The sequence below is a fragment of the Ralstonia insidiosa genome (genome assembly GCF_008801405.1).
Classification (GTDB): Bacteria; Pseudomonadota; Gammaproteobacteria; order Burkholderiales; family Burkholderiaceae; genus Ralstonia; species Ralstonia insidiosa.
Genome location: NZ_VZPV01000004.1, coordinates 46,279 through 72,469, shown reverse-complemented (window position 1 = coordinate 72,469; position 26,191 = coordinate 46,279). Strand labels below are relative to the sequence as shown.

28 protein-coding genes are annotated in these 26,191 nt (G+C 63.4%); 5 read left to right on the top strand and 23 right to left on the bottom strand.

The window, feature by feature from the left end:
• Window positions 1–132 precede the first annotated feature (132 nt).
• The 5 genes from pilQ to pilM are packed head-to-tail and all read right to left on the bottom strand — an operon-like array spanning window position 133 to window position 5,200.
• Window positions 133–2,274: a temperature dependent type IV pilus secretin PilQ gene (gene pilQ, locus F7R11_RS24955; RefSeq protein ID WP_279630103.1), complete on the bottom strand. Its 2,142-nt coding sequence runs from the start codon at window positions 2,272–2,274 to the stop codon at window positions 133–135.
• A gap of 2 nt (window positions 2,275–2,276) precedes the next feature.
• Window positions 2,277–2,822: a pilus assembly protein PilP gene (locus F7R11_RS24950; protein ID WP_064805438.1), complete on the bottom strand. Its 546-nt coding sequence runs from the start codon at window positions 2,820–2,822 to the stop codon at window positions 2,277–2,279.
• Window positions 2,819–3,478, bottom strand: a complete 660-nt coding sequence (locus F7R11_RS24945) for a type IV pilus inner membrane component PilO (protein ID WP_064805440.1) — start codon at window positions 3,476–3,478, stop codon at window positions 2,819–2,821. Before F7R11_RS24945 ends, F7R11_RS24950 begins: the two co-directional genes overlap by 4 nt.
• A gap of 2 nt (window positions 3,479–3,480) precedes the next feature.
• On the bottom strand, window positions 3,481–4,119 hold the full coding sequence (locus F7R11_RS24940) for a PilN domain-containing protein (protein WP_021197550.1): 639 nt from the start codon (window positions 4,117–4,119) through the stop codon (window positions 3,481–3,483).
• A gap of 10 nt (window positions 4,120–4,129) precedes the next feature.
• Window positions 4,130–5,200 (bottom strand): type IV pilus biogenesis protein PilM, encoded by a 1,071-nt coding sequence (gene pilM / locus F7R11_RS24935; RefSeq protein WP_031330205.1) that lies wholly within the window; start codon window positions 5,198–5,200, stop codon window positions 4,130–4,132.
• Between the two features lie 452 nt (window positions 5,201–5,652).
• Here pilM and F7R11_RS24930 point away from each other — a divergent pair, with 452 nt between their 5' ends.
• A complete protein-coding gene (locus F7R11_RS24930) occupies window positions 5,653–8,076 on the top strand; it encodes a penicillin-binding protein 1A (RefSeq protein WP_064805443.1) in 2,424 nt (807 codons plus the stop codon).
• Between the two features lie 69 nt (window positions 8,077–8,145).
• Here F7R11_RS24930 and cyaY read toward each other — a convergent pair whose 3' ends face one another.
• Complete coding sequence (gene cyaY / locus F7R11_RS24925; RefSeq protein ID WP_064805445.1) at window positions 8,146–8,487, bottom strand: iron donor protein CyaY; 342 nt, start codon at window positions 8,485–8,487, stop codon at window positions 8,146–8,148.
• 126 nt (window positions 8,488–8,613) lie between these two features.
• Between cyaY and lptM the strand changes: the two genes are divergently transcribed.
• Together lptM and lysA are read left to right on the top strand one after the other, a co-directional pair.
• A complete protein-coding gene (gene lptM, locus F7R11_RS24920) occupies window positions 8,614–8,844 on the top strand; it encodes an LPS translocon maturation chaperone LptM (RefSeq protein WP_021197554.1) in 231 nt (76 codons plus the stop codon).
• 66 nt (window positions 8,845–8,910) lie between these two features.
• On the top strand, window positions 8,911–10,170 hold the full coding sequence (gene lysA / locus F7R11_RS24915) for a diaminopimelate decarboxylase (protein ID WP_021197555.1): 1,260 nt from the start codon (window positions 8,911–8,913) through the stop codon (window positions 10,168–10,170).
• Between the two features lie 65 nt (window positions 10,171–10,235).
• Here lysA and msrQ read toward each other — a convergent pair whose 3' ends face one another.
• The 8 genes from msrQ to F7R11_RS24875 form a co-directional block, all read right to left on the bottom strand.
• Window positions 10,236–10,895: a protein-methionine-sulfoxide reductase heme-binding subunit MsrQ gene (msrQ, locus tag F7R11_RS24910; RefSeq protein WP_064805447.1), complete on the bottom strand. Its 660-nt coding sequence runs from the start codon at window positions 10,893–10,895 to the stop codon at window positions 10,236–10,238.
• Between the two features lie 7 nt (window positions 10,896–10,902).
• Window positions 10,903–11,898, bottom strand: coding sequence for a protein-methionine-sulfoxide reductase catalytic subunit MsrP (gene msrP / locus F7R11_RS24905; RefSeq protein ID WP_064805449.1), 996 nt, complete (start codon window positions 11,896–11,898; stop codon window positions 10,903–10,905).
• A gap of 98 nt (window positions 11,899–11,996) precedes the next feature.
• Complete coding sequence (locus F7R11_RS24900) at window positions 11,997–12,872, bottom strand: anti-sigma factor (protein WP_064805451.1); 876 nt, start codon at window positions 12,870–12,872, stop codon at window positions 11,997–11,999.
• An 8-nt stretch (window positions 12,873–12,880) separates the two neighbouring features.
• A complete protein-coding gene (locus F7R11_RS24895; RefSeq protein ID WP_064805453.1) occupies window positions 12,881–13,426 on the bottom strand; it encodes an RNA polymerase sigma factor in 546 nt (181 codons plus the stop codon).
• 27 nt (window positions 13,427–13,453) lie between these two features.
• Window positions 13,454–13,879: a COG4315 family predicted lipoprotein gene (locus tag F7R11_RS24890; protein ID WP_021197560.1), complete on the bottom strand. Its 426-nt coding sequence runs from the start codon at window positions 13,877–13,879 to the stop codon at window positions 13,454–13,456.
• A gap of 113 nt (window positions 13,880–13,992) precedes the next feature.
• Window positions 13,993–15,183, bottom strand: a complete 1,191-nt coding sequence (ccsB, locus tag F7R11_RS24885; RefSeq protein WP_064805455.1) for a c-type cytochrome biogenesis protein CcsB — start codon at window positions 15,181–15,183, stop codon at window positions 13,993–13,995.
• Window positions 15,184–15,190: 7 nt separating this feature from the next.
• Window positions 15,191–17,410, bottom strand: coding sequence for a cytochrome c biogenesis protein ResB (locus F7R11_RS24880; RefSeq protein ID WP_064805457.1), 2,220 nt, complete (start codon window positions 17,408–17,410; stop codon window positions 15,191–15,193).
• Between the two features lie 111 nt (window positions 17,411–17,521).
• The gene (locus F7R11_RS24875; RefSeq protein ID WP_064805459.1) at window positions 17,522–18,181 is read right to left on the bottom strand and encodes a c-type cytochrome; all 660 of its coding nucleotides are present in this window, start codon (window positions 18,179–18,181) and stop codon (window positions 17,522–17,524) included.
• Window positions 18,182–18,437: 256 nt separating this feature from the next.
• Here F7R11_RS24875 and yihA point away from each other — a divergent pair, with 256 nt between their 5' ends.
• On the top strand, window positions 18,438–19,139 hold the full coding sequence (gene yihA, locus F7R11_RS24870; protein ID WP_064805461.1) for a ribosome biogenesis GTP-binding protein YihA/YsxC: 702 nt from the start codon (window positions 18,438–18,440) through the stop codon (window positions 19,137–19,139).
• 150 nt (window positions 19,140–19,289) lie between these two features.
• Entirely contained in the window at window positions 19,290–20,285 is a 996-nt protein-coding gene (gene hemB / locus F7R11_RS24865) for a porphobilinogen synthase (RefSeq protein WP_064805463.1), read from the top strand.
• Here hemB and dsbD read toward each other — a convergent pair whose 3' ends face one another.
• From dsbD to rpmJ, 9 genes are all read right to left on the bottom strand, one after another.
• On the bottom strand, window positions 20,286–22,142 hold the full coding sequence (gene dsbD, locus F7R11_RS24860) for a protein-disulfide reductase DsbD (RefSeq protein ID WP_064805466.1): 1,857 nt from the start codon (window positions 22,140–22,142) through the stop codon (window positions 20,286–20,288).
• Window positions 22,143–22,160: 18 nt separating this feature from the next.
• Window positions 22,161–22,499: a divalent-cation tolerance protein CutA gene (gene cutA, locus F7R11_RS24855; protein WP_064805469.1), complete on the bottom strand. Its 339-nt coding sequence runs from the start codon at window positions 22,497–22,499 to the stop codon at window positions 22,161–22,163.
• A gap of 167 nt (window positions 22,500–22,666) precedes the next feature.
• Window positions 22,667–23,062 (bottom strand): 50S ribosomal protein L17, encoded by a 396-nt coding sequence (rplQ, locus tag F7R11_RS24850; protein WP_031330213.1) that lies wholly within the window; start codon window positions 23,060–23,062, stop codon window positions 22,667–22,669.
• Window positions 23,063–23,203: 141 nt separating this feature from the next.
• The gene (locus F7R11_RS24845; protein ID WP_004634508.1) at window positions 23,204–24,184 is read right to left on the bottom strand and encodes a DNA-directed RNA polymerase subunit alpha; all 981 of its coding nucleotides are present in this window, start codon (window positions 24,182–24,184) and stop codon (window positions 23,204–23,206) included.
• A gap of 32 nt (window positions 24,185–24,216) precedes the next feature.
• Window positions 24,217–24,426: a hypothetical protein gene (locus tag F7R11_RS24840; RefSeq protein ID WP_021197569.1), complete on the bottom strand. Its 210-nt coding sequence runs from the start codon at window positions 24,424–24,426 to the stop codon at window positions 24,217–24,219.
• Window positions 24,426–25,049, bottom strand: a complete 624-nt coding sequence (gene rpsD / locus F7R11_RS24835; RefSeq protein ID WP_021197570.1) for a 30S ribosomal protein S4 — start codon at window positions 25,047–25,049, stop codon at window positions 24,426–24,428. The genes F7R11_RS24840 and rpsD overlap by 1 nt, the downstream gene beginning before the upstream one ends.
• Window positions 25,050–25,251: 202 nt before the next feature.
• Window positions 25,252–25,653, bottom strand: a complete 402-nt coding sequence (gene rpsK / locus F7R11_RS24830; RefSeq protein WP_021197571.1) for a 30S ribosomal protein S11 — start codon at window positions 25,651–25,653, stop codon at window positions 25,252–25,254.
• Window positions 25,654–25,677: 24 nt separating this feature from the next.
• A complete protein-coding gene (gene rpsM, locus F7R11_RS24825; RefSeq protein ID WP_021197572.1) occupies window positions 25,678–26,043 on the bottom strand; it encodes a 30S ribosomal protein S13 in 366 nt (121 codons plus the stop codon).
• 21 nt (window positions 26,044–26,064) lie between these two features.
• Entirely contained in the window at window positions 26,065–26,181 is a 117-nt protein-coding gene (gene rpmJ, locus F7R11_RS24820) for a 50S ribosomal protein L36 (protein WP_003264141.1), read from the bottom strand.
• Window positions 26,182–26,191 lie beyond the last annotated feature (10 nt).

Sequence of the window (26,191 nt, the reverse complement as noted above, 5' to 3'; positions counted from 1 at the left end):
GAAATCAGGAATTTGAGCCTGATTGTAGTGGCATTTGCCCATCATCCAGCGCAAACCCGGCTGCAGAACACAAAAAAGCCCGGCGCTCCGTGAGGAGGCCGGGCTTTGCGGCTCGCGACGCCGAGCTGCCGATTACTTCAGCGACAGTTGGTCTGACACCACGCGCGGTGTCAGGAACACCAGCAACTCGGTGCGGTTGTTAATTTTGTTGGTGCTCTTGAACAGGTTGCCCACCACCGGGATATCGCCCAGCAACGGCACCTTGTTGATGTCGGTCCGCTCGTTCTGCGTGAAGATCCCGCCGATCACGACCGTGCCGCCGTTCTCCACCAGCACCTGCGTCTGCACGTGCTTGGTGTCAATGGCGAAGCCGTTGGTGGTCTGGATACCCACACTGTCCTTGTTCACATCAACGTCCAGGAACACATTGCCGTCCGGCGTGATCTTCGGGGTCACTTCCAGCTTCAGGTTGGCCTTCTTGAACGACACCGAGGTCGCACCGGAAGACGTCGCCTGCTGATACGGGATCTCAGTACCCTGCTCGATCAGCGCCTTGATGTTGTCAGCGGTGACAACACGCGGGCTGGAGATGATCTTGCCACGGCCATCGGCTTCCAGCGCGGAGAGCTCCAATGCCAAGAAGCGGCCCGCACCGGCATTGAACAGGCTTACGGCCACGCTGGCGGCGTTCACGCCGTTGATGCCGTTGGCCGGAAAGCTGATGGCCGGGCTGTTATCCCACGTGGCGCCCTGCGTCACCGGCGACACCACGTTGGTATAGGTGTTGCCGTAGCCTGCACCGTTGGTCTTGGAAGCAAAACCCAGCTTGGCACCCAGATTGCGGCTGAACGTGTCGTCAGCCTCGACAATACGTGCCTCGATCATCACCTGGCGAACCGGGATGTCGATCTTCAGCAGGAACGCTTGGACCTCTTCCAGCTTGCTCGGAATGTCCGACACAAACAGCTGATTGGTGCGCGCATCCGAAGTCAGCGAGCCGCGCTTGGAGAGAATCCGAGACGCAGTACCGCCTGCTGCACCGCCGGCAGCCCCCGCCCCCGTACCCAGCAGCATGTTGCGCACATCATCCGCACGCTGATAGTTCAGGCGGAACACTTGGCTGCGCAGCGGCTCCAGTTCAGTCACTTGCTGCTGCGACTCCAACTCGGCCTTTTCCTTCGTCGCCAGCTCACCACGCGGCGCAACCCACAGCACGTTGCCATTGCGACGCGAGGCCAGGCCCTTGGAGTCCAGCACGATCTGCAGCGCCTGGTCCCACGGCACGTCTTTCAGACGCAGGGACAGGGTGCCCGTCACGCTGTCGCTGGTGACGATGTTCAGGTTGGTGAAGTCCGCAAAGACCTGCAGCAGCGAGCGCACGTCAATGTTCTGGAAGTTCAGCGACAGGCGCTCACCGCGGTAGCCGGGGCCGGAGATCAGCTTGTTCGGATCTTCCTTGGTCGGGCGCACTTCCACCACGAACTGCGTATCGGTCTGGTACGAGCTGTATTGCCAGTTGCCACGCGGCTCAATCACCAAGCGGGCACCGGTACCTGTATCGGTGGCGCGCATAGCCTGCACCGGCGTACCGAAATCGCTCACGTCATAGCGACGACGCAGTGATTGCGGCAGTGTCGCGCCAACAAAGTCGACCACAAGGTTCTGACCTTGCTGGGCAATGTTGATCGCAGAGTTGGCGGTCGACAGGTCCACCACCACACGGCCAGCGAGATCCTCACCACGACGGAAATCAACGTTGCGCACGGCCGGGCGCACAGCGCCCGCTACGGGTGTCGGGGCGGAGAAAGTCGGCGCAGCCACTGCAGCCGCCACCGGCGCCGCTTCCAGCGTCAGCACGTACTGGTTACCACGCACTTCCGACTTGTATTGCGTCTGGCGCGCCAGGTCGAGCACGACACGCGTGCGGTCGCCGATCTGCACAACGTTGGCCGAGCGCAGCAGCTTGCCGCCATATTGATAGTTAGCGCGCCCTTGGGCGAAGCTCGCGCCAAAGAAGTCGATGGCGATGCGCGCAGGCTGCTGCGTGCTGAACTCCACCGGCTTCTGTGCGGGTGCGTCCTTCAGGGTGACCGTCACGACGGTGGACTCACCGGCCGTGGCCTGCTCCACCTTTTCGATGACATTGCCGGCGACGGGGGCCTGCTGCGCGAGCGCCTGACCCGCCACCATGAACATGCACAGCGAAAGCCATGCAGCTGCGCCCCCCCGGGCCACTCGGGCTGCCTGCGCCAGGCCTCCCTTCACAAGACGCATCGTCATTGCGCGCCCTCCTGAACTTTCAGGGTAGTCATTTTTTCTTTCCATTCGGTCGTGCCTTCGCGCACCAGCTCTCGCAGGGTGAGTTCCTGATCGCCGATGCGGACGATACGACCATAGTTTTGTCCGATGTACTGCCCCACATGCACGTGTTGCGTCTTGTCCCCGACAGACACGACGCCTTCCGTTTCGCCATTGCGCTTCATCGTCCCGAGCAGCTTGAAGGCTTCCAGCGGATAGTCTTCCAGCGGCTCGCGACGGCGGTTCGGTTCTGGCGATTCGTTTTGCGCGCGCGAAAGTTCCGCCACCTTCTGCACGCTGAACGGGTCAGTCTGCTTGGTGGTCGTGTATTCACGCGGCGCGTAAGGTTTGGGTTCCGGCAGGGGTGCCAGCTTTGTGCTGACGTTGTTGCGCGCCTGCTGCATCCACTGCTGCAATTCGTCATCGGCGTTCGCGCCGCAGGCACCCAGCACAACAACCAGGCACAGCGGGGCGATACGCGCGAGGCGCGGCATCCGGCGGCGGCTCATGGTCTGGCCCCTCATTTGGCGCCTCCCTTGGCGGCTGCGTTGGCCTTGCGCTGAGCAGCCTGCTCGTCCGGATCGAGCGCGCGATACGCTTCTGCGCGCGCTTCCATCACCATGCCACCGTCTTTGTTGCCCGTCAGTGCGATGTTCTGGAGCGTGACGATCCGCGACAGTGCAGCCACATCGGCAGCAAACAGTGCCATGTCGTGGTAGCGGCCATTCACCTTCACGGCGACGGGGATCTCGGCGTAGTACGGTTTAACCACAGCGGCGGACGGGCGGAACAGATCGAATGTCAGCCCACGCGCGATACCGGCGTGGTTGACGTCGGCCAGCAGCGCATCCATCTCGGTCTTGTTGGGCAGTTGCAGTTCGAGCTTGGCAACGCGCTGCTCCACCTCTGCCTTCTGCTTGCGCAGTGCCTCGAGGTTCACCACCTGAGCGAGCTTGCTCTGGTAGGCAGACTTCAGTTGCTCTTGCTCGGTGCGCTTGGCATCGCGCTCGTCGAACTTGCCACTCCAGTAGAACTGCCAGCCCAGCACGATCACGAGCACGGCGGCCAGGATCATGAACAGGATGCGCGGCGCGATCGGCCACGTTTCAGGCTCGTTCAGGTTCAGTCCACGGAACTGGCTGACCAGGTCTTCCAGCGAAATTTCGGTCGAGAGCGCCATGATTATTTCCCTGCCCCTGCGCCGGCCGCTCCTGGCTTGGCGGGCGTTGCCACCTCAGCCTTCCACTGGAAACGGACGGTGAAATTGAACAGACGACGCTGCTCCTTCAGGTTGTTCGTCATCGTGGTGGCGACGGACTCCCCCAGTTCAGCACGGTCAAGCCAGGGCACCGCGCCCAGGTTGCGCAGCAGATCCGACACGCGTTCGTTGGACTGCGCCACGCCGGAAATCGTGAACTTGTCACCATCCTGCTTGAGCGAGGTCAGGTAGACACCTTCCGGCACTTGGCGCACCAGCTCCTCGAGCAACTGCACCGGGCGGTTGCGTTCGTTCTGCAGGCTCTCGACAGCCTGCTGACGCTGTAGCAGGTCTTCGATGTCTTTCTTGAGCGTGTTCACCTCAACGATCTGCTTGTCCATCTCCGCGTTCTTCTGCGTGAGAACATCGTTGATGCGCTGCGCCTCTTCGGTCTGGTGATCGATCACCATGCCGCCCAGAAACACCACCACGGCGCCCGCGACGGCCGCGCCGCCTAGGCTCATGAAGACTTTCTTGCGCTTGTCCGCACGCCGCTCGGCGTGATACGGCAGCAGGTTGACGCTCGGGAGCGCATTCACGGCATTCGCGCTTTCATTGGCCATCGCCCGCTCCTTATTGCAGCCCGCGCAGGGCCAGGCCCGCGCTGACGATGTACGCCGGCAGATCGCGTTGCAGATAGCGCGCGTTGACGTTCTTGGCCGCACCCATGTTGGCAAACGGGTTGGCCAGCGTCGTGTTGATCTGCGTCTGCTGCTGAATGGCGGTCTGCACGCCCAGCAGGGATGCATGGCCGCCCGAGAGCACGATCTCATCGACCCGGCCAACGCTCGAGGTCGACATGAAGTTCTGGATGGCCTGGCTGATTTCCATCGCCAGCGTCTCCAGCGACGGCTTGAGCAGTTGGCTGCGGTATTCGTCGGGCAGCGTGTTCTTGCGTTTCTTTACCTCGGCCTTGAGCAGGTCGAGCGAGAACAAGCGCGAGATGCTCTGTGTGAGTTGGTCACCCGAGCCAGAAAGCGGTTGCTCGTACAGTTCCTTCCAACCTTGATAGAACAGTGCGTGCGAGCGGGCGCCGCCCAGATGAAACATCGCCACCACGGGCATGTCGCGCATCTCGGTTTCGGTGGCGTCATGCTTGACCGCCAGCATGTGGGTCATGGCGCGCTGGATGGCGTTTTCTTCCACGTCCATGACGATCGGCTTGAGGCCTGCCATCTCGGCAGCGGTCACGCGCTCGGTCACACGCTCGGACACCGTTGCCGTCACGCGCACACCGACCCCGCCCTCGGTTTCGGACGGGCCGATCACGACATAGTCGAAATTGACGTTCTGCGAGGGCGGAAACAGCCGGTTGGCCTCGCTCTCGACCTGCACGAAGAGCTCGTCTTCGGTCAGGTTGTCGGGCAGGCTGACGGTTTGTGATTCCGTCAGGCTGGACGGAATGGCCAGTACCGCATCCTTGCTGCGGATGCCTGCCTTGGCGATGGCGCGCTTGAGTGCGCTGCCCACCGCGTCGATATTGACCAGATTGCCGTCCGCGACGGCACTGCGTTCAATGAGCTCGCTAGCGCATTTCTCGAGACGGAAATCCCCCTGCTTGCCATTGGCGGATAGCTCCACCACTTTGACGCTGGAAGACCCGATATCAATCCCGACGATATTGCGGCGCAGCAGGCCGGACAACAAACCCCGTCGCACAGAGACACCCCACCGTTTATATATTTTTGAACCCTGGCGCCCGCTCCACGTCCAACGTGCGCCATAGCCTGCATGGATTTGCTGCTGGATTCTCACAAAATCCTTTAGAACAGGCAAACGCTCCGGCGGACCGCAGTGCATTTCGCAGGTGCCGATTCGTAAAGCGTTGTCAAAACCCCACGATCGAGGGATACCCCTTTCGTCTGACTTGCTTTCCGCTTCGTCTACTTCTAACGGCGGATTCTTCTCCGCCTTGAATCAGGCTAACGCAGGCGCACAATCCGCGCGCACGCGGTGCCGGATACGCCACCCGAGTGCAGCACACGCTGCAGTCGTGACAGCCGTTACGCGCTGTTACCCCCTCATCGGGCGGACCCCATGGGTCCCGAAGATATAATCCCCGCCACGCTGACTGACACCCCCGGTGCCCACCTGTAATGGCTACTGCCCAAACCACCCCAGCTTCGCCCAAGCCGCCCAAAGCCCGCCGCCCGCTGTGGGCGCGTCTGCTCCTCTGGATGTTCGGCCTGTTCGTTGCCATGGGGGTCGTCGGGGCGCTGCTGGTGGGTTATGCCCTGCTGGTGGCCGCGCCAAACCTGCCGTCGCTCGACGTCATCACCGATTACCGGCCGAAGATTCCGCTGCGCGTCTACACCGCGGACAACGTCCTGATCGGCGAGTTCGGCGAGGAACGCCGCAGCTTCGTGCCGATTGCGCAGATCCCCGACGTGATGAAACGCGCGGTGCTCGCCATCGAGGACGATCGCTTCTACGAGCACGGCGGCGTGGACTTCGTTGGCGTACTGCGCGCTGGCTTGGCCAACCTGCACGGCGGCCTGTCGCAGGGCGCGTCGACTATCACCATGCAGGTGGCGCGCAACTTCTTCCTCTCGAGCGAGAAGACGTTCACGCGCAAGATCTACGAGATGCTGCTCTCGTACAAGATCGAAGCCAGCCTGAGCAAGGACCAGATCCTCGAGCTTTATATGAACCAGATCTACCTCGGCCAGCGCGCGTACGGCTTTGCCAGCGCCGAACAGATCTATTTTGGCAAGAACATCAGGGACATTACCCTGGCCGAGGCCGCCATGCTGGCCGGTCTGCCCAAAGCGCCGTCGGCGTACAACCCGGTGGTGAACCCGAAGCGCGCCAAGGTGCGCCAGGAGTACATCCTGCAGCGCATGCGCGACCTGCACTACATCACGCCGGAGCAGTACACCCAGGCCATCAACGAGCAACTGCCGGTGCGCAGCGAAGGTCATGAATTCGATGTGCACGCCGAGTACGTGGCGGAAATGGTGCGCCAGCTCATGTATGCGCAATACCGCGAAGAGACCTACACGCGCGGCCTGAACGTCTATACGACGCTGCGCAAGGGCGATCAGGACGTGGCCTATCAATCGGTGCGTCGCGGCATCCTCGACTACGAGCGCCGTCACGGCTACCGCGGCCCCGAGGCCTTCATTGACCTGCCGGCCGACGCGGATGACCGCGAACAGGCCATCGACGATGCCCTGCTCGAGCACCCGAGCAGCGACGATCTGCAATCGGCCGTGGTGGTGAGTGTGGCGCCGAAGCTGGTGCGCGCGACGATGCTGTCGGGCGAAACGATCGATCTGGCGGGCGATGGCCTGAAATTCGCACAGGCTGCGCTGTCGGCCAATGCGCAGCCAAAGATCAAGCTGCGTGCGGGCGCGGTCATTCGCGTGACTCAAGACACGAAGACACAGAAGTGGTCGATCACGCAGTTGCCGGAGGTGGCCTCGGGCTTTGTCTCGCTGGACCCGCAGACAGGCGCGATCTATTCGATGGTCGGCGGTTTTGACTTCAACCGCAGCAAGTTCAACCACGTCACGCAAGCGTGGCGCCAGCCGGGTTCGAGCTTCAAGCCGTTCATCTACTCGGCGGCGGTGGACAAGGGCTTCTCGCCATCCACGGTGATCAACGATGCGCCGCTGTCGATCCCGACGGGCGACACCGGCGGCCAGGTGTGGGAGCCGAAGAACTACGGCGGCGGCTACGACGGCCCGATGACGATGCGCCGCGCGCTGCAGAAGTCGAAGAACCTCGTGTCCGTGCGGATCCTGCGCACCATTGGTACGCAGTACGCGCAGCAATACATCACGCGCTTCGGTTTCGAGGCGGACAAGCACCCCGCCTACCTGCCGATGGCGCTGGGCGCGGGCTCGGTGACGATCCTGCAGATGGCCGGCGCGTATTCGGTGTTCGCCAACGGGGGCTACCGCGTCAACCCGTACATCATTGATCGCGTGGTCGATGCACGCGGCACGGTCATCCAGCAAACGCACCCGATGACGGCCGCCAAGGACGCCGTGCGCGTGATCGACCCACGCAACGACTTCATCATGGACTCGCTGCTGCGCAGTGTGGTATCGAACGGCACGGGCTATCAGGCCAAGGCCAAGCTGGGCCGCAACGACATGGCCGGCAAGACCGGCACCACCAACGACTCGTTCGACGCGTGGTTCTGCGGCTATACGCCCAAGCTGGTCGGCGTGGCCTGGATGGGCTACGACAACCCGCGCAGCCTGGGTGACCGCGAAACCGGCGGCGGCCTGGCCTTGCCGATCTGGATCAACTACATGAGCTATGCCCTCAAGGGTCAGCCCGAGACAGATCGCCAGCCGCCCGAAGGTGTGGTGCAAATGGCCGGCGACTGGGCCTACGAGGAATACGCCAACGGTCAGGGCATTGCCTCGGTGGGTCTGGGCGATGCAATGCCGGGCGCCGCTGGCCCTGCCTCGGCACCAGGCGGCGACCAGCCGCAGCCGGGCGGCAGCCTGGCGCCGACGCCGGAACAGGAGAAGCAAAAGATTCTCGACATGTTCCGCGGTAACTGAGCTTCATCGCCAACGAAAAAGCCGCCCTTCGGGGCGGCTTCTCTTTTGCACGGCGGATGGGCGTGGCGGTCAGTTGGCCGCCAGCGTCACATCCACTTCGCACTGCTGACTGACATAGCGCGACAGGGCAACGTAGAGTTCTTCGCCGCTGCGGGTGTCTGTCCAGCGGCTGTCGGTGTGGCGGAAGTGGAATCCGCCGGCACGTGCGGCCACCCACAGTTCCTGCATCGGCGCCTGGCTGTTGACGATGATCTTGGAGCCATCGTCGAATTCCAGCGTCAGCACGTTGCCAACACGGCTGACTTCGATGTCGGCGTCAGCTTCGTCAGCAGCAATCTCGACGATGCTTTCGATGCGGGAAAGCTCCGCGTCGGCCAGCGCCAGGAACTCCGATTCGGTCAGGGGGGGCATGCTACACTCCAAAATCTTGCGCGGGCGCGGCATCGCGGCCTTTTTCGACCGTTTGGCGCCTCGCCCCATGTGACTCTGATTGCCGCAAGGTTGCACCCTTGTGGCTCTTTTCCGCACCACCATCCGATGACACGAATCGCCGCCATTGTAGCCACTGTCGGCCTGACCCTGACGGCCGCAGGTCTATCCGGCTGCGGGATTCGCGGGCCGCTGTACATGCCCAAGGTGCCCCAGGCACCGACTGCACCCCAGACAACCGACCCTGGCATCGCCGGACCGAACGCCGTGCCGCAGCCGCCGGTGCCTGGCGCCAAACCTGCGACAGACGCCGCCAGCGCGGTGCCCGCCAACCGCTGATCTGTTTCTCTTTTCAACCGGCGCTGCCTGCCTCATGCAACGCAGCGCCTTGATTGCTCTCCACCCATGTCCGAGTCCCTGATCCGCCAGGACGGCGCCCTGATGATCGAAGGTGTCGCGCTCGACGCGATTGCCGCGCAGTTCGGCACGCCCACCTACGTGTATTCGCGCGCTGCGCTCACAGCCAACTATCGCGCCTACGCCGCCGCGTGCGAGGGTCGCAACGCGCATGTGCACTACGCCGTCAAGGCCAATTCGAACCTTGCGCTCCTGCAAATCTTCGCGCAGTTGGGCGCCGGTTTTGACATCGTCTCGGCCGGCGAACTCAAGCGCGTACTCGCCACCGGCGTGTCGGCCTCGAAGGTGGTGTTCTCGGGCGTGGGCAAGAACGCGGATGATATGCGCTTCGCGCTGGAAGTCGGCGTGGCGTGCTTCAACGTGGAGTCGATCCCGGAGCTGCATCGCCTGAACGATGTGGCTGCATCGATGGGCAAGACTGCGCCTGTGTCGCTGCGCATCAACCCGGACGTGGATGCCAAGACGCACCCGTACATCTCGACGGGCCTGAAGGGCAACAAGTTCGGCGTGGCTTTTGACGAAGTGCTGCCGACTTACCGCGCCGCTGCCGCCATGCCCAACCTGCATGTGGTCGGCATCGATTGCCATATCGGCTCGCAGATCACCGAGGTGTCGCCATACCTGGACGCGCTGGACAAGGTGCTCGACGTGGTGAGCAAGCTTGATGCCGAAGGCATCCGCCTGTCGCACATCGACGTGGGCGGCGGCCTGGGCATCACCTACACCGACGAGACGCCGCCGGACATCACCGCCTTCGCACGCACGCTGTTGGATCGTGTGGAGCAACGCGGCTTTGGCGATCGCACCGTGCTGTTCGAGCCGGGCCGCTCGCTGGTGGGCAACGCCGGTCTGCTGCTCACCCGTGTCGAATACCTCAAGCCGGGTGCCAGCAAGAACTTCTGCATCGTCGATGCGGCGATGAATGACCTGGCCCGCCCGGCCATGTACGAGGCGTATCACCACATCGTTGCGGTGCGCGAAGGTGAAAGCGCACCGGTCGTCTACGACGTGGTCGGCCCGGTGTGCGAATCGGGCGACTGGCTCGGCCGCGATCGTTCGCTGGCGGTGCAGGCGGGCGACTTGCTGGCAATCCTATCGGCCGGCGCGTATGGCTTCACGATGAGCTCGAACTACAACACGCGCAATCGTGCGGCGGAAGTCATCGTGGATGGCGACAAGGTGCACTTGGCGCGCGAGCGCGAGCGCTTTGAAGACCAGATCCGCGGCGAGCATCTGTTCCCGGCATAAGGCAGCATCACCGCAAAGAAAAAGCCTCGCAGTTGCGAGGCTTTTTCTTTGGCGATCCGCGCCGGTCAATCACGCGCCGGCATTGCGCCGGCCGCCATCGCGCCTTGCCGTGCGCCACGCCATGCCCACCAAACGCGCAACCCCAGCAACACCGCCATCACCGCTGCGTAGATCGACACCTCCGCAAAGTCGTGCTTGCCGGACTTGTGCCACCAGTAGTGCAGGATGCCCAGCACGCCTGTCACGTACACCAACCGATGCAACCACTGCCAGCGCTTGCCGCCCAGGCGCTTGATCATCGCGTTGGTGGATGTCGCCGCCAGCGGAATCATCAGCACGAAAGCCGCGAAGCCCACCGTGATGAACGGACGCTTGACGATGTCCTTCAACATCGACGCTGGGTCGAGCCCGCGATCGACCAGCAGCCAGATCAGGAAGTGGATCGTGCCGTAGAAGAACGTGTACAGGCCCAGCATGCGGCGGATGCGGATCAGCCAGTTCATGCCGGTGATGCGACGCAGTGGCGTAATGGCCAGCGTGCAGCACAGCAGCACCAGCGTCCACGTGCCGGTCGAGCGCGTGACGAACTCCAGCGGGTTCGCCCCGAACTGATCAGTCGCCCCCAGAAAGACGATGCGCAGGAACGGCACGAGCGCCACCAGCCACACGGCGATCTTCATCACACGCAGTTGCTTGGGCGACAGCATGGGCGGCAGCAGTTTCATGTCGTCCTCAGAAGTTCTTGCGCAAGTCCATGCCCGCGTAGAGCGGGGCGACCTGGTCGTAGCCGTTGAACATCAGCGTCTTGCGCTTGGGTGCGAACAGGCCGCCAAAGCCGCCCTTGTCCTCGCCGATGCGGCGCTCGGTGGCCTGGCTCCAGCGCGGGTGATCCACGGTCGGGTTCACGTTGGAGTAGAAGCCGTATTCGTTGGACGCGGCGATGTTCCAGCTGGTGGGCGGCTGCTTGTCGACAAAGCGGATCTTCACGATGGACTTGGCGCTCTTGAAACCGTACTTCCACGGCAGCACCACGCGCACCGGCGCGCCGTTCTGGTTCGGCAGCACCTGACCGTAGAGGCCAAAGGTGAGCAGCGCCAGCGGGTGCATTGCCTCGTCCAGGCGCAGGCCCTCGCTGTACGGCCACTCCAGCACCGGGCTACTGACGCCCGGCATCTGGCGCTTGTCGGCCAGCGAGATGAACTGGATGTACTTGGCGCTGCCCTGCGGCTCCACCCGCTTGATCAGTTCGGCCAGCGGAAAACCCACCCACGGAATCACCATCGACCAGCCCTCGACGCAGCGCAGGCGGTAGACGCGCTCTTCCATCGGCGCGAGCTTCATCAGGTCGTCCAGGTCATAGGTCTTGGGCGTCTTCACCAGCCCTTCCACGCTGACCTGCCAGGGGTGCGGGCGCAGCGTGCCGGCATAACGCGCCGGGTCGGACTTGTCGGTGCCGAACTCGTAGAAGTTGTTGTACGTCGTGACCTGATCGTACGGCGTGGCCTTCTCGACCGTGGTGTAGGCCGGGTTGGACTTGGCGGCCAGCTTGGCCAGCGGCGCATTGGCGGCGAAAGCCTCGCGCGATGCCCACGGCGCCAGCGTCGCGCCGGCCGCGCCCATGGCGGCAGCGGCCAGGAAGCGGCGGCGCTGCTCGAAGATGTGCTGCGGGGTGATCTCGCTGGCAGGGATGTCGTCACCGTGCAGCCAGCGGTCGGTCTTGATCAGCATGATCAGTGGTCCTCGTTGTGCGGGAGTCTGGCTCCCATGGTCCTTGGTCGTGCCAGCGCCGCCGACCTGACAGCGCAAGGCGAAAAATTTCTGTGGCGCTATTCCTTTCCCTGCGGCGCCCCGGTGAACTCGCTGTACTGACGAAAGACCGCCTGCGCCACTTCCAGCAACTGCGCCCGCGCCAGCGGCCCAGACACCGCAAACCCCAGCCCGTGATCCGCCCAGTAGAACGCCATCGGCTGCGGGTGATCCACCGCCGGGTGAATCGCCTGCAGCACACGGTTGCCTGGCGTCAGCGTCTCCAAACGGAAGCCGGTATCGCGGTTGTTCGGCATGCGCCGCAACTGCACGGAGATGCGCGTGCCGTCCGGCCCTTCGTACATCAGCATGGCCGTGGGCATATCCGCCGATACGGTCTGGCGCCCGCCGATGAGCCGGTAGCCGAGCGGCGTCAGGTCGGGGATGCGCAGTTGCGCATCCAGCCGCCGCGACAGCCATGTGACGAGATGAGCCTCTTCGTTAGCCGGCACCTCCACCATATGCTTCGACTCGGGCGCAAAGACGACGTGCGATACGAGTGCATCGTTGGCAAAGCGTTGCATCGGCACGGCCGGCTCAAACGCACCCCGGCCTAGCCAGCCCGCGCCGGTACCAATCGCCAGACACGCCACGCCCAGGGCCAGCACACTCCAACCGCGCATCGTGCCGAAGCCGCGCGCACGCGGTGGTTGCTGCGCAGCGGCCAGAATGGCGGCCGGAATGCGCCGCGGCGGCACCGGTTCGTTGAGAAGCGGATCAAGCGCGCGATGGAGCTGCGCATCGGTCTTGCGCCAACCGGCCACCTCGGCGGCGGCACCGGGGTGCGCGGCAAGGTACGCCTCCACGGCGGCACGGCGCGCAGCAGCCAGGCGGCCGTCGGCGTAAGCATGGAGCTCGTCGATGTGGATGGCGGTGTGGGAAACATCGGCAGACATGGTCGGCCTCACTTCACTCGGTGCAGCGCAGTGCTGCCATCACCGGAAGCGCCCGGCGCGGTGGACGTCCCTTCCAGCGCTACACGCATCCGCTCGCGCGCCCGCGACAGGCGCGACATCACCGTGCCCAGCGGCACGCCGAGCACGTCGGCGGCTTCCTTGTAGGCGAGTTGCTCCAGTCCAACGAGTAGCAGCACGGCGCGTTGATCCTCCGGCAGCGAGGCCAGCGCGCGCAGCAGATCACGGCGCAGACCGGGGTCTTCGTCGACAGGGATGTCGGGCAGCGTGTCGGTCAACTCAATCCGATCCGGCCGGCGCACGGCGTTTAGGTGCAGGCGGTGCATGATGGTCAGCAGCCACGCGAACAGCCCGTCGCTCTCGCCGCTCGCGGCACCAAACCTCGGGCGCAACTGGAAACGCCAGCGGTAACGCCAGGCGCGTTCCAGCGTGTCCTGCACGAGATCGTCGGCGCGGGTGGCGTCACCCACCAGGCCGCGGGCGTGACGGCGCAAGCGCGGCGTCAGCGCGATCAGGCGGCCGGCAAGGTCGGTCATGAAGCGCGGGCAGTCGGGCGGCGGTGCTTACGGTTTGGCCACGTGCCAGACGTTCATGAAGCCATCGCCAGTCTGGTCGCCAGGCATCTTGTCCTTGCTCCAGAGGTACAGCGGCTTGCCGTGGTAGGCCCACTGCTTCTTGCCGTCGTCGCGGGTGATGATGGTGTAGTCGCCGGATGGCTGATCGGCATCATTGGCGGCCAGCGCCGGCCAGTTGTCGGCGCACTTGCCATTGCAGGCGCTCTTGCCGGCCGCGGCATCACGATCGAACGTGTACAGCGTCATGCCGTGTGCGTCGGTGAGCGTGCCGTTGGTCACCTTCACGGCCATCGGCGTGGACATCCCCATGCCCATGCTGCTGCAACCGGCCAAGCCGAACGCGGCAAGCGCCACGGCCCCGGCAAATGCCAGGCGTGCGTTAAACAACAGGGGGGAAGCTGCGGACTGGCTCATCTTGTTCTCCTTGGGTGGGAGGGGCGCCGGAAGGGGAAAAATGAGGCGCCCTCACAGAGCAGTAAACACGCTAGGCGCGTCTTTATTCCAGTCCGCTGAGGATTTTTTGTGACTTAGAGTTCGCCGTAGCTGTGCAAGCCCGACAGGAACATGTTCACGCCCAGGAAGGCGAAGGTCGTCACCAGCAGGCCAATCAGCGCCCACCACGCCGCCATGCGGCCACGCAGGCCCTTCATCAGGCGCATATGCAGCCAGGCCGCATAGTTCAGCCAGACGATCAGCGCCCAGGTTTCCTTCGGATCCCAGCTCCAGTACCCGCCCCAGGCGTCCGCCGCCCACAGCGCGCCCAGAATTGTGGCGATGGTGAAGAACGCAAAGCCGACGGTGATGGCCTTGTACATCACATCATCCAGCACTTCGAGTGACGGCAGGCGATCGACCAGGATGCCGTGCTCCTTGAGCAGGTAAGCCGCGCCCACCATGGCAGCCAACGCAAACGTGCCGTAGCCAATGAAGTTGGCCGGCACGTGAATCTTCATCCACCAGCTTTGCAGCGCCGGCACCAGCGGCTGGATCTCCTGCGCGCCGCGCGACACCGTGTACCACAGCAGGAAGCCCACCGCCGCCGACACCACCAGCATCACGAACGGGCCAAGCGCGCGCGTCTTGTAGCGCTGCTCGTAGTACAGGTAGAACAGCGACGTGATCAGCGTGAAGAGGATGAAAACTTCGTAGAGGTTCGAGATGGGAATGTGGCCAATATCCGCCCCCACCAGGTAGGACTCGTACCAGCGCACCAGCATGCCAGTCAGACCCAGCACCACGGCCGCCCAGCACAGCTTGCTACCAATCGAGCTGCCCGCTTCCCAGCGCAGCGCCAACCCTGTCCAGAAGAACAGCGTGGACAGGAAGATCAGCGCGCTCATCCACAGGATGGCCGACTGGCTGGCGAGGAAGTACTTCAGGAAGAAGGCGTGCTCAGCGCGAGCGAGCTCGGGGCCGTTCGCACCGCTGTACTGCGAGATGCCGAACAGCGACAGCACGGCAATGCCGATCATCAGCACCCGCACCGGCTTCCACGTCCAGCCCAGCCATGCGAAGGCGGGGACAGCCGCGACGAGAATGCCGCGCTCGTAGCCATCCATGTAGGCGCCGTAACGCGAGAACGCATAACCAGCGCCGGCAGCCAGCACCGCGGCAAACAGCCAGTCGAACCAGCCCAGCCGGCGGAAATACGACGCACGCTCTAGTGCACCCAGATCAGCGCTCGCCACGGTCGTTTGGGGAGGATTCGTCGCTTCCATCACCTGCTCACTTCATTGGTTTGGGGTCGGTGTCTGCTGCACTGGCAGAACCGGGGATCGCGGGGGCGCCCGTCACGGCGCGAACATCTTGCTTGAGGCGCTCGAACTCGCGGTCGAAGTCGAGCGTGCGGCGCATGGTCGACATGGCGGTCAGCACATGTGCGCCGGAGGTGCGTTCGTTGGTCTGACCGGATTGCGGCTTGACCCACAGCCACCAGCGGCGCTCCCTTACGTAGAACATTGAGAACACGCCCAGCACCAGCAGCAGCGACCCAAGATACACGATGTTCTTGCCCGGCGCACGCGTGAGCTGGAACACGCTGGCCTGCACCTGCTGGAAGTCGGCAAGCTGCAGATACACAGGTGCGCCGTAGAAAACATTGTCCGACAGCGAGTTGATGGCGGTCTGCAGCCACTGGCTGCTCGTCGCATCGACAGTAGGCGCGGGCAGGCCATCCTGCGCGCGGGCCAGTTGCCACAGCTCCCACATCGCGCTGTTGATGATCTTCATCAGCACGTCGGCCGCCTTCTCGCGCTCGCCTTCGGGCACTGACTTTTGCAGGAAGGTGGCGATCGCTGTAAAACCACCTTGCGCTTCGGCAGGGGCATCTTTCAGGTCAGCAGCGGCACCGGCGAACAGGTCGAGCGCGCGACGGGCGCTGTCGGTCAACTGGCTGCGCAGTGCGGCGCGATCCTCGCCGGGCATGGAGAGCAGTGCAAAGCGGCGCGCCGCCTCCGCACGCATCGCCGGGTTTTGCAGCGCGGCGCGCAGGCGCATCCAGTCGTTCACCGTGCCTTGCGCATCCGCCGGAATGCGCAGATAGCGGAACGGCTCGTCCGGCTGCGTGCGCATGCCGGCCAGGAACACCGATTGCCCATCCAGCGTGACCGGCAGCATGTAGTTGCTGAACTCGCGCGCCTGGCCGTTTGCATCGCGCAGCTTGTACTGCACCGACGGGCCGACGTTGCGCAGGTCACGGTCGTGCGTCATCTTGGTGACGTTGCCCAGCTCGGCGCGCAGGCCGCTCGCATCGTCCCCCTGATTGCCGCCCTTCTTGCCCACGCCCCGTGCGTCGGGCTTGCCGGAGGCGTCCGTCACCGTCTCGATGTTCATCAGGCGGAAATCGGTGAACTCGACCGTGTAGTCAGCACCGTGGCCGGTCAGCTTGGTGTCTTGGCCAACCACGCCGGACAGCGTGAACGTCTTGGCCTCGCCCCCCGCCATCGGGAAGCCGGTCAGCTTGAGCTTGGAGCCGCCGTCTTCAAAGCTCGACTGGTAGATCGCCACGCCGTCATACACGAACGGCTTGTTCACCTCGACACGCGCATCGACCTGCTTGCCGGTGCGGCGGTCGGTCACGACGATATCGCTGGCGAACAGCTTGGGCATGCCGGTCGAATAATGCTCAACGGTGAACTTCTTGAGCGTAATCATGAACGGCAGGTCCTGGATCAGCGCCCCGTCGGCGATGTTCAGGATCGCAGTGCTGACGGTCGAGCCCTCCGGCACGAACGCATTGCCCCGGAAGCCCGGGTTGGACACCGAGAGCCGGTGCTCCGGCCCGATCTCGCTGATGACCGCGTTGCCCTTGATGGGCGACTTGCCGCCAAACCACATCTGCGCGCGGATCATCATGTCGCCGTCGAGCAACCCGCCGATGCAGACGATGACGATGGCCGAATGCGCCAGGATATAGCCGATCTTGTTGCCGGCGCCGGCCTTGGCCGTGATGAGCGTGGCCCCACCGTCGCGCGAAAACGCCTTGATGCGAAAGCCTCGGTTCTGCGCCAGCGCGGCCAAGCGCGCCGTGACGGTGGCCGCGTCGGCGGGCGCGTCGAACTCGTCCTTGTGATGGAACGCGCGCAAACTGCCCTCGCGCACGTTCTCGCGCCAGGTACGCATGTCGGCCAGCATCTTGGGCGCATTGCGCACGATGCACAGCGAGGTCGACACCACCAGAAACGCCAGGATCAGCAGGAACCACCACGCGCTGTACACCGTGGGCAGCGTCAACGAGCGGAACACCTCCGCCCAGAACGGCCCGAACTGGTTGACGTAGTTCGGGTACGGCTCGTTCTGCTTGAGCACCGTGCCGATCACGCTGGCGATGGCGATGACGGTCAGCAAGCTGATCGCAAAGCGCATCGACGACAGCAGCTCGACCGTCTCGCGCAGTGCACGGCGGCGGGAGCGGATCTGGACGCCGGAAGTGGAGACCGAAGACATGCGAAGAAAGCCTGTTCAGAAACGAAAACAGGGCGGCGATGCCAGGCGCATTGCCACCCTGTTCTTCTTGTTGATTGTGCGACCGCCTGCCAGACGGTCAGGTGCGGCAGATTAGCGCAGGCCGGCGATGTAGTCGGCCACCGCCTTGATCTGCTCAGTCGTCATGCGGTTGGCCAGGTCATGCATCTGCACGCTGTTCTTGCGCGTGCCGTTCTGGAACGCCACCAATTGCGCCTCGGTGTATTCAGAGAACTGACCTGCGATACGCGGATACTGCGCCGGAATACCGGCACCGGTCGGGCCGTGGCAGCCTGCGCAGGCTGCGATGCCGCGCTTGGCGTCACCGCCGCGGTACAGCTTCTGGCCCAGCTCGATGGTGTCCTTGCTCTTGGCCGAGCCCGGCTTCCAGGCAGCCTGCTTGCCCAGGTACGCGCCGATGTCCTTCATGTCCTGATCGGACAGCGCGCCCGCGTACAGCGACATGACCGCGTAGTTACGGTCGGTCTTGGCCTTGAAATCCTTGAGTTGCTTCTCGATGTACTCGGCGTGCTGACCCGCCAGCTTCGGGTTGACGTTCATGGCGCTGTTGCCACCAGCACCGTGGCAGCTCGTACAGGCCGGCACGCCGTTGGCGGGAACGCCGGTGTTGAAGAGCGTTTCGCCGCGTGCAGCATCGGCTTTGGCAATCTTTTGTTCTTCAGCGTGGGCCACGGAAAGGGCCGATGCCAGGGACAGCGCTGCGACAGCAAGAACGTTCGCGATGCGGTTCATTCGCACACCTTGTTTAGATTGTTTTCGAATGCTGCGTGCGCCGCCCAATGCCGGACCCTGCGGCGCCGGGCATCCCCTTCTCCTCGTACCGGAACCGTGCATGAAAACGGACCGGCCCGGGCCTCGGGGCGGTCCTGCGACGGATCTGGAGGGGACGTCCGTAAACCGGCATATTGTACAATAACGCCTCTGCAATGCGACCTCGCGGCGCAGCAACCACGCAGTTCTGAACTGCAGTCTACAGGTACTGCCGCGCATGTCGCTCCTGCATCAAGCCCGTTTCTTCATCACCGTCAATCATTTGCGTGATTTACCGGCAACCGCTGTGCCGGAAGTCGCGTTTGCGGGCCGCTCCAACGCAGGCAAATCCACCGCAATCAACATCCTGTGCAACCAGAAGCGGTTGGCGTTCTCCAGTAAGACGCCCGGTCGCACACAGCACATCAACTATTTCTCCGTGATGCCGGCCAAGGCGGAAGACCCGCTCGGCTTCCTGGTCGACTTGCCCGGCTACGGCTATGCCGAAGCGCCGGGCGAAACCAAATCGCACTGGGTCCATCTGCTGGGCGACTACGTCAAGGCGCGCCAGCAACTGGCCGGCCTGGTCATCATGATGGACGCGCGCCGCCCCTTCACCGACCTCGATTGCCAGATGGTCGAGTGGTTCCTGCCGACGGGCAAGCCGATCCACGTGCTGCTCACGAAGGCCGACAAGCTGACCAACAACGATGCGTCGCGCGCGCTGATGGCGGCACGCAAGGTGCTGGCCGATTACCGCGCGCAGATCGAAGGTGACGTGTCACTCACGGTGCAGCTGTTCTCCAGCCTGAAGCGCCGCGGCATCGAAGAGGCGCAGCGAATTGTCGCAGGTTGGCTGTGTCTGCCCGAAGCCCTGGAGCCCGCGCTGCAAAGCGAACCGGCAAAAAAAACCCCGTCGCCAAAAGCGCAACGGGGGTAACGACCCCATCGAGCCATCGATGGGAACCCGCGTCAGGGAGGAGCCGCGGGGGACGCTGCACCAGCGTCGCGGGCGCATTGTCCGTGCATAGGATGGATAATCGCCACGAAAGTTTTCAAACTTCACAGTGTGTTCTTAGAGTCCGCTGACATGACTGCAAGCTTCCCCGACCATCGCCCGCGCCGTATGCGCCGCGACGATTTCTCCCGCCGCATGATGCGCGAGTCGCGCCTCACCCCCGACGATCTGATCTACCCCGTCTTCATCCTCGAAGGCACCAACGTGCGCCAGGCCGTGCCGTCGATGCCGGGCGTCGAACGTGTGTCGGTTGATGTGCTGCTGGGCGTGGCCGAACAGTGCGTGCAGCTGGGCATTCCGGTGCTGGCACTGTTTCCCGTGATCGAGCCGTCGATCAAGACGCCGGACGGCATCGAGGCGACCAACCCCGAAGGCTTGATCCCACGTGCGGTGAAGGCGCTCAAGGCGCGCTTCCCCGAGCTGGGTATCCTGACCGACGTGGCGCTCGACCCATATACGAGCCACGGCCAGGACGGCGTGCTCGATGCCAACGGCTATGTGTTGAACGAAGAGACGGTGGAGATCCTCACCGCGCAGGCATTGGTACAAGCCGCGGCGGGCGTGGACATCGTCGCGCCGTCCGACATGATGGACGGCCGCATCGGCGCCATCCGCCTGGCGCTGGAGCACGACGACCACATCTACACGCGCATCATGGCCTACGCGGCCAAGTACGCTTCAGCGTTCTACGGCCCGTTCCGCGATGCGGTGGGTTCGGCGGCCAACCTGGGCAAGAGCAACAAGATGACCTACCAGATGGACCCGGCCAACTCGGACGAGGCGCTGCGCGAAGTGGCGCTCGACATCGCCGAGGGCGCCGACATGGTGATGGTCAAGCCCGGCATGCCGTACCTCGACATCGTGCGCCGCGTGAAGGATGAATTCCGCTTCCCGACCTACGTGTACCAAGTCAGCGGGGAATACGCGATGCTGAAGGCCGCCGCGCAGAACGGCTGGCTGGATCACGACAAGGTCGTGCTGGAATCGTTGCTGGCGTTCAAGCGCGCCGGCGCGAACGGCATCCTGACGTACTTCGCACTGGACGCCGCCCGCTTGCTGCGCGGGTGATCAGGTAGAAGTTTTTGCCGTCTGTGCTGCGCCGCTTGCACCGAGAGCGCGGCGCAGACTGGCGAGGAAGGTGTCGGCGCGCTCGAAGCCGACCACGCGGGCCTGCGCCTCACGACCCTGCGTATCAAAGAAGATCGTGCCGGGCGGGCCAAACAGGCCAAAGCGCTTGAGCAGCGCCTGGTCATCCGCGCTGTTGGCCGTCACATCGGCCTGCAGCAGCACCACATCGGCGAGCGCCGTGCGCACCCGCGCATCCGTGAAGGTCAGGCGCTCCATTTCCTTGCAGCTCACGCACCAGTCGGCGTAGAAGTCGAGCATCACCGCGCGACCCGACGCACTGGCGTTGCGTACCTCGGCGTCGAGTTCGTCCGTGCTCTTCACGCGCTTGAAGGTCAGGCCATGCGCCTCGGCTTGCGCGGATGCACCGGTCGATGCGCGCAGCACGCCGGCCAACGGTTGCAGCGGATCTCGCCCACCTGCGGCCACGCCCACCAGTTGCGCCGCGCCCGCCAGCGCCAGTACCACGCCCACCACCTTGCCCAGACGCTGCACGTTGCCCGCGCCGTCTGGCAGCGAATCGAACGTCCGCAGAAACACGGCCGCACCGATCAGCAGCGCGCCCCAGGCCACCATTGCAGCCCATGCGGGCAGCACCGGCTGCACGATGTACAGGGCCACGGCCAGCAGAATGAAGCCGAAGATCGCCTTGGTGACGGTCAACCAATGCCCCGACCGCGGCAGCAGATTGCCGGCACCCACGCCCACCAGAATCAGCGGCACACCCATCCCCATGGACAGGGCAAACAGCGCTGTACCACCCGTTGCCGCATTGCCGGTTTGTGCAATGTAAGCGAGCGCCCCCGCCAAGGGTGCCGTCACGCACGGTGAAACGATCAGCGCCGACAATGCCCCCATGACGGCGGCGCCCGCAATCTGGCCGCCACTCAGCTTGTTGGATGCCTGCGTCAACCGGTGATGCCACGACGCCGGCAACTGCAGCTCGTACAAGCCGAACATCGACAGCGACAGCAATGCAATCAGCAACGCAAACGCGCCCAACACCCAAGGGTTCTGCAGCGCAGCCTGAAGCCCCTGCCCCGCCAAGCCCGCCGCCACGCCAAGCGCCGTGTAGACCGTCGCCATCCCTAGCACATATGCCACGGACACCACCGCAGCACGCATGCGCGTGGCATGCTCGCCCACCACGATGGCCGAGATGATCGGCAACATGGGCAGCACACACGGTGTGAATGTCAGCAGCAAACCAAAGCCGAAGAACAGCAAGGCAATTGCCCCGAGGTTGCCACTGCCCAGCGTGCTGGCGATGCGGCCGAGCTTGTCGTCGGAAGAGGACTCGGCCCCGCTGACTACTGCGGCGCCCGGTGCCGTTGGCACACTCGACACAGAGGCCGGCTCCACCTGGAATCGGCTCTTCATCGGTGGATAGCACAGGCCCTGGTCCGCACAGCCTTGTGAGGTGACGACCAACGTGAACGGCGCCGATGCGTCTTGCGCCTTGACGTGGAAGACGAGCTCATGGCGATAGGTCTCGACCTCCTTGTTGAAGTTCTCGTCGTGCTTGATCTTGCCCGCAGGCAGTTCAAGCGGCGCGAATGTGACTGTTGCGGGGTCCGCCACCACGGCCAAGCGCTCGCGGTACATGTAATAACCGTCGGCAATGGCGAACTTGACCTCGACCGTCTGCCCATCGAGTTGCTTGGCTGAGAAGCGGAACGCCTGCTCGGGCGGCAGGAAATCGTCAGCAGCGTGCACCGGTACGCGCAGCATCAGCACGGCGACCAGCAGCATCAGCAACTGCAGCACACGGCGCATTGGCGGGGACGAAGAGAAGGTCATATCAACGGCAATCTAACTTCAAACAGAAGGTGGTCGCGTCTCGCCGGCCACCCACGCAAGATACGCCGGCAGGCCCGCGGTCACCGGCACGGCGATGATCTCGGGCACCTCGTAAGGATGTGCCTTGCGCAACACCGCTTCGAGCGCGGAATACGTCGCACGCGTGGTCTTGATCAACAGCGGAATCTCGGTCGCCTGTTCGATCGCGCCATTCCACCAGTATGCCGACGCGCAGGCAGGCAAGCGATTGACGCACGCGGCCTGCCGAGATTCGAGCACGACTTTGGTCACACGGTCGGCGCTGTCGGCATCCGGCAGATTGGTCAGCACCAGCAGCACATCGGTTCCGGCAGACATGGAAACTCCACAGATGCGCTCCCATGGCCAAATAGCCGAGCGCAGACAACAAAAAAGCCAGGATGCGAATCCTGGCTTCATTGTAATGCGCGCTCGAAAGGGACATTCGGCGCACTTTCGGCTCACCCGGCGCGACGACGTGTCGCACCGGCAAACCTCGGCTGATCTTACTCAGCGGCTTCGGCGTCCACAGCCTCGGCAACTTCCGGACGGTCCAGCAGCTCGACCAATGCCATCGGCGCATTGTCGCCCTGACGGAAGCCGAACTTCAGGATACGGGTGTAGCCACCCGGACGGGTCGCGAAACGCGGGCCCAGTTCCGTGAACAGCTTGGTGACCATGTCGCGGTCGCGCAGGCGGGCGAAAGCCAGACGGCGGTTAGCAACGGTGTCCTTCTTGGCCAGCGTGATCAGCGGCTCGACAACCTTGCGCAGTTCCTTGGCCTTCGGCAGGGTGGTCTTGATCAGCTCGTGCTGCAGCAGCGAGTTGGACATGTTGCGCAGCATCGCGAGACGGTGCGACGAGGTGCGGTTCAGTTTCCGCAAACCATGACGGTGACGCATGATGATTCCTTCTTAAGAGTGTTTGACCAGCTCTTCTATCACCCCTTGCGAGGCGCGGGCCGGTAGCTTTAACAATGAGCCGCCCAGACAACAACGGCGGAAAAACCGGCCGATGCACACGCACCGGCCGACAACTTGCAATTACTTCTCGAGACCTGCAGGCGGCCAGTTCTCGAGCTTCATGCCGAGCGTCAGGCCACGCGAAGCGAGGACTTCCTTGATCTCGTTGAGCGACTTGCGACCCAGGTTCGGGGTCTTCAGCAGCTCGTTCTCGGTACGCTGGATCAGGTCGCCGATGTAGTAGATGTTTTCGGCCTTCAGGCAGTTGGCCGAACGCACCGTCAGCTCCAGGTCGTCAACCGGGCGCAGCAGGATCGGATCGATCTGCGGTGCGCGGGCGGCGGCGGCCTCAGCAGCGCTTTCCGTGCCTTCCAGGGCAGCGAACACCGACAGTTGGTCCACCAGGATGCGAGCCGACTGGCGAATCGCCTCTTCCGGCGAGATCACGCCGTTGGTTTCGATGTTCATCACCAGCTTGTCGAGATCGGTACGCTGTTCCACACGAGCGGACTCAACGGCGTACGACACGCGGCGCACCGGCGCAAACGAGGCGTCCAACACGATGCGGCCAATGACCTTGCTCGACTCGTCGCCAAACTTACGCACGTTACCCGGCACATAGCCACGGCCTTGCTCGACCTTCAGTTGCAGGTCAAGCTTGCCGCCAGCCGACAGGTTGGCGATCACGTGACCCGGGTTGATGATCTCGACATCGTGCGGCAGCTCGATATCAGCAGCGGTCACCACACCTTCGCCTTCCTTGCGCAGCGACACCGTGACTTCATCACGGTTGTGCAGCTTGAACACCACGCCCTTCAGGTTCAGCAGCAGGTTGACGACGTCTTCTTGCACGCCGTCGATGGTGGAATACTCGTGGACGACCCCAGCGATCGTGACTTCGGTCGGGGCATAGCCGACCATCGACGACAGCAGCACGCGGCGCAGCGCGTTACCGAGCGTGTGGCCGTAGCCGCGCTCGAACGGTTCCATGACGACCTTCGCGTGATGATCGCCAAGCGGCTCAACCGCAATAATTTTGGGCTTGAGGAGTGCTGTTTGCATGTAGGTTGTCCTGTTTCAATACCCTCGGCTCGTTACACCGATAAGGCTGACGGATTGGACTGGAAAGATTCCGTCGCGTCCACCGCGACGGAAGACGCGCGTGCCGCAATCGCGTTGCGGCACGTAACGAACCAGATTGGGACGGCGCCAAGATACGGCAGGCGCACGAACACAATTTTGTTGACGATGAGCGTCCCCAAAAAGCGCAAGAAGCCCGCACCTTTCGGCACGGGCGTCGTCATTAACGCGAATACAATTCGACGATCAGGCTTTCGTTGATGTCACCGGCGATATCTGCACGATCCGGGACTTGCTTGAAGGTACCTTCCATCTTCTTGGCATCCACGGCAACCCAGGTCGGGAAACCGCTTTGCTCAGCCAGCGTCAGCGATTCAGCGATACGCACTTGCTTCTTCGACTTTTCGCGGATGGCAACCACGTCGCCCGACTTGATCTGGGCCGACGGCACGTTCAGTGCCACGCCGTTCACCAGGATCGCCTTGTGCGACACCAGCTGACGCGCTTCAGCGCGGGTCGAGCCGAAGCCCATGCGGTAGACGACGTTGTCCAGGCGCGATTCCAGCAGTTGCAGCAGGGTTTCACCCGTGTTGCCCTTGCGGCGATCGGCTTCAGCGAAGTAGCGGCGGAATTGACGCTCCAGCACGCCGTAGATGCGCTTGACCTTCTGCTTTTCGCGCAGTTGGTTGCCGTAGTCGGAGGTGCGAGCACCGGAAGTGCGACCGTGCTGGCCAGGCTTGCTGTCCAGCTTGCACTTGTCGGCGAGCGAGCGGCGTGCGCTCTTCAGGAAAAGGTCAGTACCTTCGCGGCGAGACAGTTTCGCCTTGGGGCCGGTATAGCGTGCCACGTTGCGTTCCTTTGTTATCAGTCATCCGCAGCTTGAACTCTGCGAATGGTCCGCCAGCGCTTCCACAATCGGAACGAGGCGAACGGTGGGCTTATGAAAAGACGAAACCCGCCTTCCAGAAAAATCCGGAAGACAGGCAGGCGGGCAAGTATAGCACCCGCAGACCGACCTCGCCAGCAACTGGCGCGGCCGGTCGAATCACTTAGATACGACGACGCTTCGGCGGACGGCAGCCGTTGTGCGGCACCGGCGTCACGTCTTCGATCACGGCGATCTTGATACCCAGGTTGTTCAGTGCACGCACAGCCGACTCACGGCCCGGGCCCGGGCCCTTGATGCGCACTTCCAGGTTCTTGATGCCTTGGTCCTGCGCCACGCGGCCAGCACTTTCAGCAGCGACCTGAGCCGCGAACGGCGTCGACTTACGCGAGCCCTTGAAGCCCTGGCCACCCGACGTCGCCCACGACAGAGCGTTGCCCTGACGGTCGGTGATCGTGATGATCGTGTTGTTGAACGACGCGTGAACGTGCGCGATGCCGTCGGCGACGTTCTTGCGAACCTTCTTACGCGCGCGCTGGGCGGCGGTATTCGCTGCTTTTGCCATAGTTCCTATCCTTTACCCGACGGATTACTTCTTGAGCGCGACGCCGGCCTTGCGCGGACCCTTACGGGTACGGGCGTTGGTGCGGGTACGTTGACCACGCATCGGCAGGCCCTTGCGATGGCGCACGCCACGGTAGCAGCCCAGATCCATCAGGCGCTTGATGTTCATCGTCGTTTCACGGCGCAGATCGCCTTCGACGAGGAACTTCTCGATTTCCTTACGCAGCGCTTCCTGGTCCGAATCCGTCAGGTCCTTGACCTTCTTGTCGGTCGGGATGCCAGTAGCCTCGCAAATGTTCTGAGCGCGCGAGCGGCCGATACCGTAGATCGCCGTCAGGCCAATCACGGTATGTTTGTGGTTGGGGATGTTGACCCCTGCGATACGTGCCATTCGTCAATCCTCTTTGCGAAATTAGCCTTGGCGCTGCTTATGACGCGGGTCCGACGAGCAGATCACACGCACCACGCCCTTGCGCTTGATGATTTTGCAGTTGCGGCAAATGCGCTTAACAGAAGCCAGCACTTTCATGATTTTCCTC